This is a genomic window from Actinomadura livida (assembly GCF_014648675.1).
GTDB lineage: Bacteria > Actinomycetota > Actinomycetes > Streptosporangiales > Streptosporangiaceae > Spirillospora > Spirillospora livida.
In genome coordinates this window covers 97,815-114,524 of record NZ_BMRO01000003.1, presented here as the reverse complement: position 1 = coordinate 114,524, position 16,710 = coordinate 97,815, and the positions used below count along the sequence as shown (strand labels likewise).

Genomic DNA, 16,710 nt, shown 5'->3' with positions numbered 1-16,710 from the left:
GCCGCTATGGACATCGAGGACGCCTGGGCCCGCGTTCCCGGGGAGGCCGCCCGCTGGCTGCACGACCTGGACCCCGATCACTGCTACTCGGGGTTCGAGCCGCCGCGCCGCCCCGACTCCGTCTGGCTCCTCCACGCCATGTACGCGTGGGAGGAGGGACTTGTCACCACCACCCACGACGATGTCCACCAGTCCGTGGCCGCGGCGGGGCTGACCGACACCGCGGCGGCGCTGGCCGACCCGGCGGGCGAGCTTCCCGGCGACGTCGGGGACCTGCTGGAGGGCGCGATCGTCACCGGCACCGACCTCGGCCGCAGCGGCCATCCGGGCACCGGCTGGCGGCGGCTGCGGTGGAAGGAGCTCGCGCGCGGGTTCGGCGAGCCGGTCGTCCCGGAGGGGGAGCTGCCCGGCAACCGCTGCCTGCGGCAGGGGCATCCGGCCGGGAGCTGGTCGGCGGCGATCCAACCGCCCGCGGAGGGCTGCCTCGACCGGGAGAGCTGGTACCGGCTGATCGGGGTGCTGCTGCGCCACAGCCCGTCCGGCTCGGGGACCCGCTGCCTGGCGTACTACTGCCCGCTCATCACCGCCGACTGGGAGGACGAGACGGTCTTCGCCGGGCGGCTCGGTGACGCGGCCGCGCTGTACGACCATCCGGCGATGTCCAGCTGCCCGTCCGACCTGTGGGCCGAGGACCGCTCGTGGGTCGTCTACTGCGACTGGGACCTGTGGGGGACGAAGGTCGTCGGCCCGGCCGCGCTCGTCGAGGCCGTGCTCGCCGACCCGGACCTCGAGGCCGTCCGCCTGCCCTGGACGCGTTAGCCGTACCGGTGCCCGGGAGGGGACCCGCGCCCCCGCGCCGTAGGCGCGGTCCCTTCCGGGCACCGGCGTCCGGTTGGGGCCGTGCCCCGCTCCCGAGACCAGTTCCACGCGAACGCCCCTGCCGAGGGTGGTGTGATCCGGTGCGGCCGGCCCGGCGCCCTGGGGGAGGAACCTGGAGACGGGCGCGCCGTGCTGGGCGGCTCGGACTGCCGGATCGAGTTCGCGTGGACGGGAGCGCGGGGCACGGCCCCGGCATCCGGCACCGTCGGGAGCGGCCCACCGGAATCCGGTCCCCTGGGATCGGGCTCCGCGGGACGGGGTCCCGTGGGGTGCGGCTCCGCCGGTGCCCGGCCGCGGGCGCGGTGGACGGGCGGGCGGCGCCGGTGGGCTGATCCCTGTCGCGGTGATCGATTCATCCGGGCACCTCCTGCCGCCGTGTGCGTCCGCGGTCGTGGACACACCCGAAGCTAGGGGCGGCCGGCCGCGCCGGCATCCCCGTTAGGGCGCGCTTAAGGGACGGATCAGTCCTCACTAAGCCCGCCACCGCAGGCGCCCTGGGAGCGCGCCCGCGGCACCCTGGGCCGGGGAGGGCCGGGGAGGGCCGGGACCACGGTGGACGGGCCGGGATCGATCGCCGGAGGGCTGAACGCGCCGGGGCCGTTCGCGCGTACTGGAGTGGAGAGTGGAACGGCCGCGGGTTAAGGTCTGAAAGGATTTTTTGGTACCAACGCACATCTGGGCGACTCAGGGGGCGTATGCTCCCTGAGTGATCGAGCGGGTTCTCCGGAACCCGTCCGGGGAACGCGGTGGGAGCGAGCGGGCTCCCATGCCGTACTCCCCGAACTGTCTCAGCAGGAAGGCCGCCGGGTGACGAGCCGGGCGGTCCGGAGCCGAACCGGCGTTCGCCGAGCCCTCCGTCTCCTCCACAGGAGAGGGCATGGCGCGACGCGATAACGGGCATGCGTCCCGGAACAACACGCATGCTTCACCGTGGGCGGAAACGTCCGCGCGTCCCTCGTCGAGACCCGCGCCCCGTACGGGGCCGCGGTCCGGCGAGCCGAAGCCGCTGCCGCAGTGGCCCGAAGGGTCCTGGTGGTCGGAGCAGCCCGACGGGGCCGAGCGCGGCCGGCGCGGGACCCGCGGGCCGAGCCGCCGCGAGATGAAGCGGCACGAGGCCCGCGCGAAGCGGTCCCAGCGGCGCGAGGACCAGTTCGGCGCGCGCAACAGGCCGTCCTCGGCAGAGGGCGACCGGTTCGACGCGCGGACGCGGTCCTTCGACGCCCGCAACGACTCCTCCGACGCCCGGACGCGGTCGTTCGACGCTCGCAACGAGCCGCCGGCCGACGTGCGGGCGCGGCAGTTCGGCGTCCGCAACGACCCGGCGGACGCCCGGACCCGGTTCGGCGCACCGGACGCGCGCACGCGGTTCGGGGCGCGCAACGAGCCGCCCGCCGCCCGCACGCGGCCGGCCGCGCCGTGGAGCACCGGCGAGCCCGACGCGCGGACGCGGTCGTTCGACGCCCGCAACCAGGGCACCGGGCAGCGGTTCGAGCGCTTCGACGCGCGGGCCGAGGGGACCGGGCCCGGCCGGGACCGGTCGCGCGAGTTCCAGCCGCGCGGCGGACGGCCGCCGAGGCCCGCCCGGCAGCGCGCGCAGGAGCGCCCGGCGCGAACGCGTCCCCCGGCGCGGCCGCCGGCCGCCGGCCAGGCGCGGCGTCCCGCCCCGCAGCGGCCCGGGCCGAAGGCGAAGCCGCGGCGCGGCCGCGGGCCCGCCGACCGCATGAGCATCGGCGCGATCGTGCTGTCCACCGCCGTCGGGCTGTCCCTGCTCGGCATCGCCGAGCGGGCCCTGCTGGAGGGCGGGCCCATCGGCGGGACGTCCGACCCCGCCGGCTCGGAGCGCGCCCTCGCCCCGGCCGGGCCGGGCGGGAACCCCGCGCAGCAGCAGCCGCAGTCGCCGCAGCAGCCCGGCGGGCAGGCCGGAGGTCCCGCGAACCGGACCGCCGCCCCGAACCTGGCGGTGCTCTCCGCGCAGGTGCGCAAGCTGACCATCGACGAGCGCGGCGCCGCCGCCCAGCAGGCGTACGGCGCGCCGGCGGGCGGCAGGCCGATCGTCGACCTGACCCGGACGAGCGCCGACAAGACGTGGGCCTTCGGCACCACCGCGATCCCCGTCCCGACGGGCAGTTCCGCGGCGCCGGAGGTCGCGTTCTACGCGGCGCGCTGGACGGGCGAGGAGTGGCAGGTCGGCCTCTCCGGCAGCAGCGCGTTCACCACCCTGCTCGGGGCCGTCCCCAAGAACGCCATGGCGGCGGCGGAGGTCACCGCCCTGCGCCGGTACGGGGCGGTCACCACCGAGCAGGCCACCGCCCTCGTCAACGGCTCGCGGGCCGGCGACCGGCTGATGCTGCCGTTCAAGACCGGCCAGGCGTGGACGATGACGACCTCGGAGGGCTCCGCGCGCCCGCTCGGCACGCTGGCGTTCTCGGGCGGCGACGGCCGCGTCCTCGCGGCAGGCAGCGGGCACCTCTACCGCTTCTGCTCCGACTCGGCCGGGCGCGCGATGGTCATGGTCGTCCACGCCAGCGGTGTCGCCACCACCTACTACCGCCTGCAGAACGTGCCGCGGGTCAAGGACGGCGCCGTCGTCTCGCAGGGCGCGCCGCTCGGGCGCGCCGGCACCGACCGGCCCTGCGGCGGCGCGGCCTCGCCGCGCGCCGAGGTCGGGTTCGGGCTCCGCCACGGCGGCGGCCGGGTACCGCTCGACGGCGCGCAGCTCGGCGGATGGACGTTCCGGGAGCGGGCCAACCCCCTCCTCGGGTTCGCCGAGCGCGGCGCGCTCCAGGTGCTTCCGGGCGGACTGATCGCCAACCTCGGCTCGGTCCCCGCCGGGGAGGACGCTCCGCCGCCGGTCCCGTCCCCCGACCCCTCGGCGGACGACGGCGCAGGTTCGACGCCCGCCCCCGGGGCGGCCGCTACCCAGAACAGGAGTCAGAGCGGTGCGAATTCGCAACAGTGATGATCCCATGGTCCCCACCTGGGCACTGCGTCTCGTCCTCGCGGGCGCGCTGCTGGTGCTCGTCGGCGCGGCGACCCCGCAGGGCGCCGTCGCGGTCGCGAACGTGCAGTACTTCCTCAACTTCTTCGCCGGGGTGTTCGCCCTCGTCTCGATGACCGTCGCGGTGATGAGCGGCCTGCTCGCCACCGACCGCCTCATCCTGAAGATCCGGCACCGCGTCCTCGCGCAGGCCCTGCACCGCGCCTCCGCGATCGTGGTCGTGGCGATGCTGGTCGCGCACGTGGCCGTGAAGGTGATGGCCGGCCTCGCGCTGCCCGTCAACGTCGTCGTGCCCGCGGGCGGGGCGGTGGGGCTCGGCACGATCGCGGTCGACCTGATGCTGGTCATCGTCATCAGCGGGCTGCTGCGGGCGCGGTTCGCGAACCGCGGCAAGGTCTGGATGTGGCGGTCGGTGCACGTCCTGGCCTACCTCGCCTGGCCGTTCGCGATCGTGCACGGCCTGACCGCCGGCCGGGCCGCGGCGAACTGGGTCGTGCTGTCCTACGTGATGAGCGTCGTGTTCGTCGTGCTCGCCCTGATCACCCGCATCATCGTGGTGGTCAAGCCGCGGGAGCTGAACCGCGTCGACGACGAGATCGCCCCGTTCTCCAGGCCGGACGGCGCCGGGCGGCGCCGCGACCGCCGCGCGATGGCCGCGATGGAGCACGAGGAGGCCCGCGCGGCCGCGGCGGCCCGCGCGCGGGAGACCGACCCCTTCGGCGACCACGACTACGACGCCGACGACGACCCGCGCGGCACCGTCCAGGACCCGCGCGGCATGCCCGTGTACGGCGGCGGGCGTGACACCGAGGTCTACCGATGACCTCGACCGTCGCCGTCTCCGGCATCGGCGGTCCCCGGCTGACGCTCGGTTTCGACCGGTTCGACCGCCTGGACCTCGACCGCCACCTCGCCGTGCACGGCAGGCTCCGCGCGCCCGAGCTCGACGACATCGTCCGGATGTGCGAGCAGGTCGACCTGCGGGGCCGCGGCGGAGCGGGGTTCCCGTTCGCCCGCAAGCTGATGGCAGTGGCGGCGCGGGTCAACTACCCGACCTCCGACCAGACCGCGCTGCTGCCCGGCGAGAAGGGCAACGAGCGCGGCTCCTGCGAGGACGTCGTCATCGTGGTGAACGGCGCCGAGGGCGAGCCCGGCAGTTCGAAGGACAAGGTGCTCCTCGGCCGGGCGCCGCACCTCGTCCTGGACGGCGCGCAGATCGCGGCGTCCGCGCTCGGCACCCAGCGGATCGTGGTGGCCGTCGAGGACGACGAGGCCGCCCGCTCGGTGCGCGCCGCGATCAGCGAGCGGCGGATGCCCGCGCGGGTCGTCCGGCTGACCGAGCGGTTCATCTCGGGGGAGAGCGGCGCGGTGGTCCGCGCGATCAACGGCGAGGTGCCGATCCCGCCGGGCGTCAAGGTCCGCGCCTCCGACTCCGGCGTGGACGGGTACCCGACGCTGCTGTCCAACACCGAGACGTTCGCCCAGCTCGCGGTCCTGGTGTCCCTCGGGCCCGACCTGTACGCCTCGGCCGGGACGGAGGACGAGCCGGGCACCACGATGCTCACCATCGGCGGCACCCAGGTCGTGGAGGCGCCGCTCGGCACGCCGCTGCAGACCGTCCTCGACCACTGCCAGGTGCCGCCGTCGCCGGGTGTGCTCGTCGGTGGCTACCACGGGATGTGGCTCGACCCCGCCGGTGTGTCGCGGGCCGTGCTGTCGCGCGCCGGGATGCGCCGGGTCGGCGGGACGGTGGGCGCGGGGATCATCCTGCCGCTCACGCGGGGCACCTGCCCCCTGGGCGAGGTCACCCGGATCGCCTCCTACCTGGCCGCGCAGTCGGCCGGGCAGTGCGGGCCGTGCCGGCTCGGGCTGCCCGACGTCGTGCGGTCCCTCAACGCCCTGACCGAGGGGGCGGGCACGGTGGAGGACGTCCGCCGCGCCGCCGGCATCGGCCGCGGCCGCGGCGCCTGCACCCATCCGGACGGGACGGCGAGGTTCGTCCTGTCGGCGATGGAGGCGTTCGCCGCCGACATCGACGCGCACCGGTGGGGCGGCGGCTGCGGCCTGTCGACCTACGGGGTCATGCCGCTGCCGGTGCCCACCGGCTCGGAGGGCCGGGTGGCGATCGACTGGAGCCGCTGCGACGGCCACGGGCTGTGCGCCTACATCGTGCCGGAGCTGATCCAGCTCGACCGGTACGGCTTCCCCGTGGTGCTCGGCACCGACATCCCGTCCTGGATGGAGAAGGACGTGCAGAAGGCGGTCGCGATGTGCCCCGCATTGGCGCTGCGCGTCGTCGAGGGCGTTCCCGGCGTGTCGTCGCGGCGCTGACCGCGGCACCCGTGCGCCCATTTACGGGCGCGAGAAAAGAGCAAATCAGCTGATCGCGTTTGAACCCCCGGCACGGCGTGGCGCGTATCTCCCACCAAACCCGCGCCGGGTCCGTCGAGAGATCCTCGAAAGGAGGAAGAAGTTCCCTTGAGGAAATCCTACGGAATCGCCGAAGTGCGCAGGCTGTCGCGCCCGCGCATGGGCCGCATCCTGCTGATTCTGGCGGCCGTGGCGGCCGTGGGGGCCGCCTTCGTGGTGATCATGAACCCGGTGGGCGTCCCCGCCAGTGGCGCGGCGAACCTCGGTGGCACCGTGAACACCCGCTGGGGACCGATGAGCACGCTGGACAGGAAGCTCCTCGTCGCCGTCAGGCAGGCCGGCCTGTGGGAGATTCCCGCGGGCCAGCAGGCGCAGCAGCGGGCCTCCAACCCCCGGGTGCGGGAGGTCGCCGAGATCATCTGGCAGCAGCACGTGCAGCTCGACGCCGACGCCCGCGCCACCGCGGAGCAGCTCGGCGTCATCCTGCCCAACGAACCGAATGGGACTCAGAAAGCCTACCTGCGCGAGATGTCAGGTAAATACGGCGCCGACTACGACAAGATCTGGGTGCACCGGCTGCGTGCCGCCCACGGGGCGGTGTTCACCGTCATCGCCCAGGTGCGGTCGAAGTCCGAGAACAGCGTGGTCCGCGCTTTCGCTGAACGTTCCATGAAGTTCGTCAACACGCACATGTCGCTGCTGGAGAGCACCGGCCTGGTTCCCAGGCGTGCCTTGAAGTGACGTACATCCCACCCCGCAAAAGGGAGTACCTTTCCATGGGAAGTAAGAAGAAAGCCTTCGCCGTGATCATCCCGGCGCTCGCCCTCGTCACGTCGGCGTGTCAGGTGACGCCCGGCGGGACCGCTGGCCCGCAGCCGGGCCAGAGCACCCCGGCCGCGGGTTCGGATCTCGACGGCGGACAGCTCGACGACGTCAAGAATCCGGGCGACCCCAACGGCGGCGGCCAGCAGCCCGGTGACGGGCAGCAGAGCCCCGGCGACGGGCAGCAGCCGCCCGCCGACGGGGAGCAGCCCCCCGGTGACGGGGAGCAGCCCCCGGCCGATGGGGAGCAGCCGCCTGCCGATGGGGAGCAGCCCCCCGCCGATGGGGAGCAGCCGCCCGCCGACGGCGAGCAGCCCCCCGCCGATGGAGAGCAGCCGCCCGCCGACGGCGAGCAGCCCCCGGGGGACGGGGAGCAGCCTCCCGGCGACGACCAGCAGGTCGAGATCCCCGAACTGAGGGAAGACCAGTACGTCCCGATCCGCCAGGCGCCCCGCGTCCGGCAGCCGCGGACGACCCGCCGCGGTTCCAAGGGCGTGTTCCGCGTCGACTGCGGCACCAACGAGGGCCAGGCGCACAACAACCCCGACAACGTGGTCGCGGCGCCCGGCGTCGTGAACGGCGCGCACCACATCCACGACTACGTCGGCAACCTCGACACCGACGCCTTCTCGACCGACGAGACCCTCGCCGCCGCCGGCACGACCTGCACGAACGGCGACAAGTCGACGTACTTCTGGCCGGTGCTGCGGCTGCGCGACGGCGAGGACAACTCCGACCGCGCCGAGCAGAGCCGGATCGACGGCAACGTCGGCAGCATCGTGGAGCCGGCCGAGGTGAAGCTGGAGTTCCTCGGCAACCCGCGCAGCCGGGTGGTCGCGATGCCGCAGTTCATCCGCATGGCGACCGGTGACGCCAAGGCCGTGACGAACGGCCTGCAGAACGCGAAGGCGCAGTGGACCTGCACCGGCTTCGAGAACCGCGCGTTCACCGACAAGTACCCGCTGTGCCCCGAGGGCAGCCTCGTCACGCGCGTGCTGAACTTCGCGAGCTGCTGGGACGGCCAGAACACCGACAGCGCCAACCACCGCGACCACATCGCCTTCCCCGACGAGCGGACGGGCGCCTGCCCGGAGGGCACGCTGGCCGTGCCGCAGCTGCGGATGACGCTGGCCTACGACGTCCCGGCCCAGCCGCTGGCGTTCGCGCTGGACAGCTTCCCCGAGTCCGGCCACGACCCGGTGACCGACCACGGCGACTTCATCAACGTGATGGGCGAGCAGCTCATGCAGCAGGTCGTCAACACCATCAACGGCCGTAAGCGCATGCGCGGCGGCCAGGGCCAGGGCAACGACCAGGGACAGGGACAGCCGACCGAGCAGCCCGCCGCCCCCACGGAGGAGCCGGCCGCTCCCACCGAGGAGCCGGCGGTTCCCACGGAGGAGCCCGCCGACCCGAGCCAGGAGCCGGCTCCGCCCACGGAGGAGCCCGCCACCAGGAACCAGCAGTACTGATCCATCCGACGTCCGGGTGACCCGGACCGCCCTGGGGTGAACCCGGACGCGCGGCCGGTGGGGATGCCGTTTCGACCTTCGGCGGCGCCTCACCGGCCGCGCTCGCGCGTGCGGGCGCGGCTCCGGCGCGCCCGCCCTCCGGTCCAGGACGGACGGCGTCCGGCGCATTACGATCGCGGCATGGACATCGTGATCGCGGGCGGGCACGGGAAGATCGCACTGCGGCTGTCGCGGCTGCTGGCCGAGCGGGGCGACACCGTGCGGAGCCTCGTCCGCAACCCCGGCCATGAGGCCGACGTCCGGGACGCCGGCGCCGAGCCGGTCCTGTGCGACCTGGAGGAGGCCGGCGCCGGCGAGGTCGCCGGCCACCTGCGGGGCGCGGACGCCGTCGTGTTCGCCGCCGGGGCGGGGCCCGGCAGCGGCGCGGCGCGCAAGGACACCGTCGACCGGGGCGCCGCGGTGCTGACGGCGGACGCGGCGGAGCGCGCGGGCGTCCGCGGCTTCGTGCAGATCTCCGCGATGGGCGCCGGGGAGCCGCCCGCGGGCGGCCGCGGCGAGGTCTGGGAGGCCTACATCAGGGCCAAGGGCGAGGCGGAGGACGACCTGCGCCGCCGCGGCGCCCTCGACTGGCTGATCCTGCGGCCCGGGCGGCTCACCGACGACCCGCCGACCGGCCGGGTGACGCTCGCCGAGCCGCCCATCGGGTACGGCGCGGTGACCCGCGACGATGTGGCGGCGGTCATCGCGGCGCTCCTCGACGCCGGCGACGTCCGCCGCCGCACCCTCGACCTGCTCAACGGCGACACCGCGATCGCGGACGCGGTCGCCGCGCTGCGCCCGGCCGGCCGCTGATCAGCCCGTGTAGAGCGCCTCGATCTCGTCGGCGAACTCCCGGATCACGACGTTGCGCTTGACCTTCAGGCTCGGCGTCATGTGCCCGGCCTCCTCGGTGAAGTCCACGCCGAGGATCACGTGCTTCTTGATCGACTCGGCGCGGCTGACCGACTTGTTGGCCTCGGCGATCGCGCCCTCGATCTCGGCGATCACGTCGGGGTCGCGGCGCAGCTCGTCCACCGTCATCGCCTCGGGCTTGCCGTGCTGCGCCTTCCACGGGCCGAGCGCCTCCTCGTCCAGCGTGACGAGGGCGCTGATGAACTTGCGGCCGTCGCCGACGACCAGGCACTGGCTGACCAGCGGGTGCGAGCGGAGCCGGTCCTCCAGCGGCGCGGGCGCGACGTTCTTGCCCGCCGCGGTCACCAGGATCTCCTTCTTGCGGCCGGTGATCCGCAGGAACCCGTCGTCGTCGAGGGCGCCGAGGTCGCCGGTGTGCAGCCAGCCGTCCTCCAGGACCTCCTTGGTGGCGGCCTCGTTGTTCCAGTAGCCGCGCATGATGTTGATGCCGCGGACGAGGACCTCGCCGTCCTCGGCGATGCGGACGTCCACGCCCGGGATCGGCTGCCCCACGGTGCCGATCCTCAGCGCGGTCGGCCGGTTCACGCTGGCCGGGGCGGTCGTCTCGGTGAGGCCGTAGCCCTCCAGGATCGTGATGCCGACGCCGCGGAAGAAGTGCCCGAGCCGCTCGCCGAGCGCGGCGCCGCCGGACACCGCGTACTCGACCTTGCCGCCGACCGCCGCGCGCAGCTTCTTGTACACCAGCGCGTCGAAGACCTTGTGCTTGGCCTTGAGGCCGATGCCCGGGCCGCCGCCGTCCAGCGCGCGGCTGTAGGCGATCGCGGTCTCGGCCGCCGCCTTGAAGATCTTGCCCTTGCCGTCGGCCGCGGCCTTCTGCTCGGCGCCGTTGTAGACCTTCTCGAACACGCGGGGGACGGCCAGCAGGAACGTCGGCTGGAAGGAGCCGAGGTCGGGCAGCAGGTTCTTGATGTCGCTGTGCCCGAGGACGATGCCGCCCTCGATCGTGGCGACCTGGATCAGCCGGGCGAACACGTGCGCCAGCGGCAGGAACAGCAGCGTGCTGCTGCCCTCGACCGCGACCTCGGCGATCGCGCCCTGGACGGCGTTGCGCGACGTCGACACGAGGTTCCCGTGGGTGATCTCGCAGCCCTTGGGGCGCCCGGTGGTGCCGGAGGTGTAGACGAGCGTGGCGAGGTCGCCGGCCCCGCAGGAGCCGCGGCGCTCCTCCACCACGTCGTCGCCGGTCTCGGCGCCCAGCTTCCGGACCTCGTCGATGCCCCCCGCGTCGATGCCCCACAGGTGCGCGAGCTCGGGGAGCCGCTCCCGCACCTCCTCGACCCTGGCGATGTGGTCCGCGGTCTCGGCGAACACGGCCTTCGCGCCGGAGTCGCCGACGATCCACTCGATCTGCTCCGCGGACGAGGTCTCGTAGATGGGGACGGACACCCCGCCCGCCGTCCAGACGGCGTAGTCGAGGACCGTCCACTCGTAGCGCGTCCGCGACAGCAGGCAGACCCGGTCGCCGGGCTCGATGCCGGCGGCGACGAGGCCCTTGGCGACGGCGGTGATCTCTTCGGTGAACTCGGCCGCGGTGACGGCGCTCCAGGCGTCGCCGCTCCTGCGGCGCGCCACGATGGCACCCGGCTCCTTGGCGGCCCGGGTGAAGGGCGCGTCGGTCAGAGTGGCGGAGTCGGGGACCTCCACCATCGCGGGGACGCTGAACTCGCGCACGGCCTGCTCCTGTAGTCGATCGTCGAGGTGGGCGGGGAAGTCCGCTGGGGATTCTCCGTGCACGAATGATACCCACGAGTAGGGCTTATTCCAGGGTGGGCGCCGCATCGGCACCGGCTGACAGCGGCTGTTAACGGCACGGCAAAGACCGGCCGTCGGCCGCGGCGCCGGCCGCCCGGTCGCCTACGCTTGATCCGGTCGCACACGAACGCCGTTCCGGGGGAACGCCAATGTCGCTGCTCGAAGTGATCGCGCTGACGGCCGAGGACGCCCGTGCGGCGCAGGACGGCGGCGCCGACCGGATCGAGGTGGCCGCCGACATGGCCGCCGACGGCCTTACTCCCGATCCTGACGTCGTGGAGTCCATCCGGGAGGCCACGTCGCTGCCGATCCGGGTGATGCTGCGGGCCAAGGCCGGGTTCCGCACCACCGGTTTCGAGCTCGACCGGCTGCGGCGCGCCGCGGCCGGCCTCGCCGAGGCGGGCGCGGACGGGTTCGTGCTCGGCTTCCTCGACCCGTCCGGCCACGTCGACACGGCCGCCACCGGCAAGCTCGCCGCCGACATCGCCCCGCTGCCCTGGACGTTCCACCGCGCGGTCGACCACGCCGCCGCCCCCGCCCAGGCGTGGGACGCCGTCCGCCACCTCGGCGGCGGGCTCGACACGGTCCTCACGGCCGGTTCGGCGCGGGGCGTGGACGCCGGGGTGGACGTCCTCGTCCGGCGCGCGGCCGCCGGCCCCGAGGCGGCCGGGATGATCATGGCCGGGGGCGGGCTGCGCCGCAAGCACGTCGCGGTCCTCGCCGCCGCGGGCGTCACCGCGTTCCACGTGGGCACCGCCGTCCGCCGGGACGGCGCCTGGGACGCCCCGGTCGACCCCGCCCTGGTGAGCGAGTGGCGCTCCCTGGTGTCGGCCGCGACCGGCTGACGATCCCGGCCGTGGCCGCTTGCGGCCCGTCCCATTACAGTCGTTTCATGCGGATCCACGTGGTGAGCGACGTCCATGGCCGCGCGGACGCGCTGACGAGCGCGGCGGACGGCGCGGACGTCCTCATCTGCCTGGGCGACCTGATCCTCTTCATCGACTACCACGACCACGCGCAGGGCATCTTCGCCGAGCTGTTCGGCCAGGAGAACGCCGCCCGGTTCATCGGGCTGCGGACCGAGAAGCGCTTCGACGAGGCCCGCGAGTTCTCCCGCGCCCTCTGGTCCTCGCTCGAAGGCGACGCGTGGCCGCACATCGAGCGCGCCGTCGACCGGCAGTACGCGGAGCTGTTCTCCGCCATGCCCGCCCCCGCGTACCTGACGTACGGCAACGTGGACGTCCCGCGCATGTGGGGCGCGCACCTCAAGGAGGGCCACCGCGTCCTGGACGGCGAGACCACCGAGATCGGCGGGCTCCGGTTCGGGTTCGTCGGCGGCGGCCTGCGCACCGAGTACCGCACGCCCTACGAGCTGGACGACGACGCCTACGCCGCCAAGGTCGAGGCGGTCGGGGAGGTGGACGTGCTGTGCTGCCACATCCCGCCCGACGTCCCCGAGCTGCTGTACGACACGGTGGCGCGCCGCTTCGAGCGGGGGAGCGCGGCGATCCTGGACGTGATCCACCGGACGCAGCCCAGGTACGTCCTCTTCGGGCACGTCCACCAGCCGCTCGCGAGCCGGATGCGCATCGGCCGCACCGAGTGCGTGAACGTGGGGCACTTCCGCGCCCGTGGCGTGCCGTACGTCCTGACGGTGTGAAAGATACGTTCTCTAGGGACAGCGGGCCCGCGCGCGGGCTCACGACGAGCCGGAGGGAGACGCCGATGGCGGACCGCACGAGTTCCACCATCACGGTCAAGGCGGGCAAGTCCGAGATCATGGCGGTGATCGCCGATCTGCCGGCGTACCCGGAGTGGGCGAGCGGCATCCGCGGGATCACCGTCCAGGAGACGGGCGAGGACGGCCGGGCGTCGCGCGCCGAGCTGACGTTCGACGGCGGCCCCTTCAGCGACACCGTCGGGCTCGCCTATACCTGGGAGGGCGACGACCGGGTGACCTGGAAGCTGGTGGAGGCGGGCTCGGTCGTCACCGGCCTGCACGGCTCCTACAGCCTGGCCGAGCGGGACGGCGGCACCGAGGTGACCTACGAGCTGGCCGTGGACGTGCGCATCCCGCTGATCGGCATGGTGAAGCGCAAGGGCGAGAAGCGGATCATCGACACCGCGCTCAAGGGCCTCAAACGCCACGTGGAGAGCTGAACACCCCGCAGCCACCAGAACACGGCGACTAGGCGATACCGTCACGCCGACGACCGATGGAAGATGGACCCATGAGTGAGCAGCCGGGTGACGTCCTGGACGAGGCGGCCAAGCTTTTCGACGCGCTGATCAGGCGGGTGAGCGGCGGCGGCCGGGACCGGGACGCCGACGAACCGAGCAGCGGCGAACCGAGCAGCGGCGGGGCGGGCGCGGGTGAGGACGTGTGGGCCGACGCCACCGCCGAGCAGCCGCATGTCCTCGCCGGGGAGCGGCCGCACATCGCCACCGGCGCGCCCGAGTGCCGGGACTGCCCCGTCTGCCGGGCGATCGTGATCAAGCGCGAGGCGGGCGGTGACGTGGGCCGCCATCTGCACGAGGCCGGGCAGTCGCTCCTCGCCGCCGCGCTCGACGTGGTGGCCGCCGTCGACCGGACCCGCCGGAACCGGCCGCCGGAGGCGTCGGAGAGCCCGCGGGCGGGTAGGTCCGATCGGTCGGAACGTCCTGATTCGGGCGATGCGTGGTCGGCCGCCACGGGCGGCGGCCCCGCCGACATCGGGTAGTGCGGTTCAGGCTCCAGCCGGGGCGCTCGAGGAGGAGGAAGGGTACATGGCCCTGACCATCGGCGTGGATGTGGGCGGTACGAAGGTCGCCGCGGGGGTCGTCGACGACCGGGGGACGATACTGGAGAAGGTACGCAGGCCGACTCCATCGACCAACCCGCAGGAGACCGCCGAGACCATCGCCGAGGTCGTCGACCTCCTGAAGGGCAAGTTCGAGGAGGTGTCCGCGGTCGGCCTCGGCACCGCCGGCTTCGTCGACGAGACCCGCTCGACCGTCCTGTTCGCCCCGAACCTCGCCTGGCGGGAAGAGCCCATCAAGGAGAAGGTGGAGAGCCGCGTCGGGCTGCCCGTGGTGGTCGAGAACGACGGCAACGCCACCGCGTGGGGCGAGGCCCGCTTCGGCGCCGGGCGCGGCGAGAACTTCCTCGTCCTGGTGGCCCTCGGCACGGGCATCGGCGGCGGCATCATCATCAACGGCGAGCTGTACCGGGGCCGTTTCGGCATCGGCGCGGAGATGGGGCACTTCCGGGTCGTCCCGGACGGCCGCCGCTGCGGCTGCGGCAACCGCGGCTGCTGGGAGCAGTACGCCAGCGGCAACGCCCTCGTCCACGAGGCCCGCGACCTGGCCCGGGTGGCGCCCGCGATGGCGGGGCGCCTGCTGGAGCTCGGCGACGGCCGCCCCGAGGGCATCAGCGGCCCGGAGGTGTCGCAGGCGGCCCGCGAGGGCGACAAGGCGGCGCTGGAGTGCTTCCGGACGATCGCGCACTGGGCGGGCCAGGGCCTGGCCGACCTCAGCGCGATCCTCGACCCGGGCGCGTTCATCATCGGCGGCGGCCTGTCCGACGCCGGCGACCTCCTCCTCGACCCGATCCGCGCGGCGTTCGAGGACGCGCTGACCGGCCGCGGCCACCGCCCCCTGCCCGACATCCGCATCGCCGAGCTGGGGTCGGCGGCCGGCATCGTCGGCGCGGCGGACCTGGCCCGCGTCCGCCCCCTCCAGGACGTCATCGTCTAGGCGCGCACGGGTCCGGAGATGGCGTCCGTCCGCCTGCTGAGCTACAACGTCCGGTCGCTGCGCGACGACCCGGCCGCCGTGGCCCGGGTCGTGCGCGCCATCGCCCCGGACGTCGTCTGCGTGCAGGAGGTCCCGCGCTTCTGGGCCTGGCGCCTGAAGCGGCGCCGGCTTGCGCGGGCGTGCGGGCTGCGCGTCGCGGCGGGACGGCGGGCCTGCGGGCTCGCCGTCCTGGCCGCGCCGCACGTCCGCCGGGTCGCCCGCGAGTTCCACCTGCTCACCCCGGACGCGGGCCTGCACCGCCGCGCGCTGGCGATCGCGGTCCTGGAGGCCGGGGGAGTCCCGTTCATCGCGGCGAGCACCCACCTCGACCTGGCGGACGCTCCGCGGTTGCGCCACGTCGACGAGATCCTCGCCCACCTGGGCCGTGCCCGCGCCCGGTACCGCGCCCCGGTCGTCCTCGCCGGCGACGTCAACGAGGACCCCGGCGGCGAGTCCTGGAAGGTCCTGACGAGGCACTTCCAGGACGCCTACGCGGCCGCCCCCGCAGGAGGCGAGCTGACGTTCTCCGCCCGCAACCCCCGCAGGCGCATAGACGCGGTCTTCACCGACCCGTCGATCCGGACCACCGGATGCGGAGTCCCGACAGGCGACGCAGCGCCCACGGACGACTACGTCCTCGCGACGGACCACCGGCCGCTGCTGGCGGACCTGGTGATCGGCCGGGACCGGCCGGCGCCGCCCCGCTGAACCTCAGGGCGAACCGTCCGGCCGAACCTCAGACGACGGCTCCGTCGTCGGGGTCGCGGGGCTCGTCGCCCATGCGGAGGACGAGGGTGACGAAGCCGCCGATGAAGGCGGCGACGGCCAGGAACGCGGCCCAGCCGGGGACCTCCCAGTCGAGGATGACCGTGACCAGCAGGTAGACGGGGCCGCCGATCAGCGCGACCCAGGCGCCTTTGGTCAGGGGGTCGGCGCTGGGCAGCGGCGGGGGAGGGGGCGGGATGTAGTGGCCGTCGGCGTCCTCCTCCGGGGGGAACTCCGGCGGCTCGGCGGGCTTGATGACGCGGGCGCGGGGGAGCCGCCCGGTGCTGTCGTCGCCCTCCCGCGGGGGCTTGGCGGGCTCGCGGAGGTTCTCCTCCTCGGGCCAGGGGACGTCGTCGCCCTCGGGTCCGGAGTCGTAGCCGGCGACGATCTCCGCCCAGATGGCGTCCTCGTCGCGTTCGGCGGGGGCCTCGGGGTCCTCGGCGGTGGCGGGGCGGTCGGCGTCGCGCGGCTCGGCGGTGTCGCGGGGGGCCGCGGTCTCCCGGGCGGCGGCGGGGTCGCGGGACTCGGCGGCGTCCCGGGGGTCGCCCAGTTCGCGGGGGTCGGCCAGGTCGCGGGGGTCGGCGAGGTCGGTCTCGGTGCGCTCGGCGTCCGTGCCGCGGGCGGAGGGGTCGCGCAGCCGGGCGAGGTGGGCGCGCAGGATGCCCTCGGCGGCCGGCTTCATGTCGACGTCCACGTACAGCCGGTCGAGGACGTCGCCCGCGACCGGGTCGCCCGACGGGCCGGCCGGACCGGGCAGGTCGGGCAGCCCGGACGGCGAGGTCGCGTACGCCGCCACCCCGGCCTCGCCGAGCGCCGCCAGCATCGCGTCGGCCAGGTGCGGGGCGAGGTCGACCAGCGGGGCGTAGGTGTCGGCCGACAGTCCATTGCCACGGCGATTCAAGGGGC

15 protein-coding genes are annotated in these 16,710 nt (G+C 74.3%); 13 read left to right on the top strand and 2 right to left on the bottom strand.

The genetic code is table 11. The features are described from left to right. Positions 1-6 precede the first annotated feature (6 nt). From IEZ03_RS07190 to IEZ03_RS07160, 7 genes are all read left to right on the top strand, one after another. On the top strand, positions 7-819 hold the full coding sequence (locus IEZ03_RS07190; RefSeq protein ID WP_184886425.1) for a hypothetical protein: 813 nt from the start codon (positions 7-9) through the stop codon (positions 817-819). A gap of 937 nt (positions 820-1,756) precedes the next feature. After that, positions 1,757-3,838 carry a peptidoglycan DD-metalloendopeptidase family protein gene (locus IEZ03_RS07185; protein WP_184886423.1) on the top strand — a complete coding sequence of 694 codons (2,082 nt, stop codon included), beginning with the start codon at positions 1,757-1,759 and terminating at the stop codon, positions 3,836-3,838. Between the two features lie 7 nt (positions 3,839-3,845). Further along, positions 3,846-4,700, top strand: a complete 855-nt coding sequence (locus IEZ03_RS07180; protein ID WP_184886421.1) for a ferric reductase-like transmembrane domain-containing protein — start codon at positions 3,846-3,848, stop codon at positions 4,698-4,700. Next, complete coding sequence (locus IEZ03_RS07175; RefSeq protein ID WP_184886419.1) at positions 4,697-6,208, top strand: NADH-quinone oxidoreductase subunit NuoF family protein; 1,512 nt, start codon at positions 4,697-4,699, stop codon at positions 6,206-6,208. The genes IEZ03_RS07180 and IEZ03_RS07175 overlap by 4 nt, the downstream gene beginning before the upstream one ends. A 198-nt stretch (positions 6,209-6,406) precedes the next feature. After that, entirely contained in the window at positions 6,407-6,988 is a 582-nt protein-coding gene (locus IEZ03_RS07170) for a DUF4142 domain-containing protein (RefSeq protein ID WP_221481533.1), read from the top strand. Between the two features lie 35 nt (positions 6,989-7,023). Continuing rightward, positions 7,024-8,541 (top strand): DUF1996 domain-containing protein, encoded by a 1,518-nt coding sequence (locus IEZ03_RS07165; protein WP_221480814.1) that lies wholly within the window; start codon positions 7,024-7,026, stop codon positions 8,539-8,541. Between the two features lie 180 nt (positions 8,542-8,721). Next, complete coding sequence (locus tag IEZ03_RS07160; protein WP_184886415.1) at positions 8,722-9,393, top strand: SDR family oxidoreductase; 672 nt, start codon at positions 8,722-8,724, stop codon at positions 9,391-9,393. On the opposite strand, the gene IEZ03_RS07155 is transcribed toward IEZ03_RS07160, so the two are convergent. After that, entirely contained in the window at positions 9,394-11,184 is a 1,791-nt protein-coding gene (locus IEZ03_RS07155) for an AMP-dependent synthetase/ligase (RefSeq protein ID WP_184886413.1), read from the bottom strand. It lies immediately after the preceding gene. A gap of 230 nt (positions 11,185-11,414) precedes the next feature. Here IEZ03_RS07155 and IEZ03_RS07150 point away from each other — a divergent pair, with 230 nt between their 5' ends. The 6 genes from IEZ03_RS07150 (at position 11,415) to IEZ03_RS07125 (ending at position 15,747) form a co-directional block, all read left to right on the top strand. Beyond that, positions 11,415-12,110, top strand: a complete 696-nt coding sequence (locus tag IEZ03_RS07150; protein WP_184886411.1) for a copper homeostasis protein CutC — start codon at positions 11,415-11,417, stop codon at positions 12,108-12,110. Positions 12,111-12,157: 47 nt separating this feature from the next. Beyond that, positions 12,158-12,925 carry a metallophosphoesterase family protein gene (locus IEZ03_RS07145; protein ID WP_184886409.1) on the top strand — a complete coding sequence of 256 codons (768 nt, stop codon included), beginning with the start codon at positions 12,158-12,160 and terminating at the stop codon, positions 12,923-12,925. 65 nt (positions 12,926-12,990) lie between these two features. After that, entirely contained in the window at positions 12,991-13,425 is a 435-nt protein-coding gene (locus tag IEZ03_RS07140; protein ID WP_132048965.1) for an SRPBCC family protein, read from the top strand. Between the two features lie 71 nt (positions 13,426-13,496). Further along, positions 13,497-13,985: a hypothetical protein gene (locus tag IEZ03_RS07135; protein WP_184886407.1), complete on the top strand. Its 489-nt coding sequence runs from the start codon at positions 13,497-13,499 to the stop codon at positions 13,983-13,985. A 46-nt stretch (positions 13,986-14,031) separates the two neighbouring features. Next, the gene (locus tag IEZ03_RS07130; protein WP_132048969.1) at positions 14,032-15,000 is read left to right on the top strand and encodes an ROK family glucokinase; all 969 of its coding nucleotides are present in this window, start codon (positions 14,032-14,034) and stop codon (positions 14,998-15,000) included. Positions 15,001-15,018: 18 nt separating this feature from the next. Beyond that, positions 15,019-15,747, top strand: a complete 729-nt coding sequence (locus tag IEZ03_RS07125; RefSeq protein WP_184886405.1) for an endonuclease/exonuclease/phosphatase family protein — start codon at positions 15,019-15,021, stop codon at positions 15,745-15,747. 28 nt (positions 15,748-15,775) lie between these two features. On the opposite strand, the gene IEZ03_RS07120 is transcribed toward IEZ03_RS07125, so the two are convergent. Next, complete coding sequence (locus IEZ03_RS07120; protein WP_184886403.1) at positions 15,776-16,705, bottom strand: hypothetical protein; 930 nt, start codon at positions 16,703-16,705, stop codon at positions 15,776-15,778. Between the last annotated feature and the right edge of the window lie 5 nt (positions 16,706-16,710).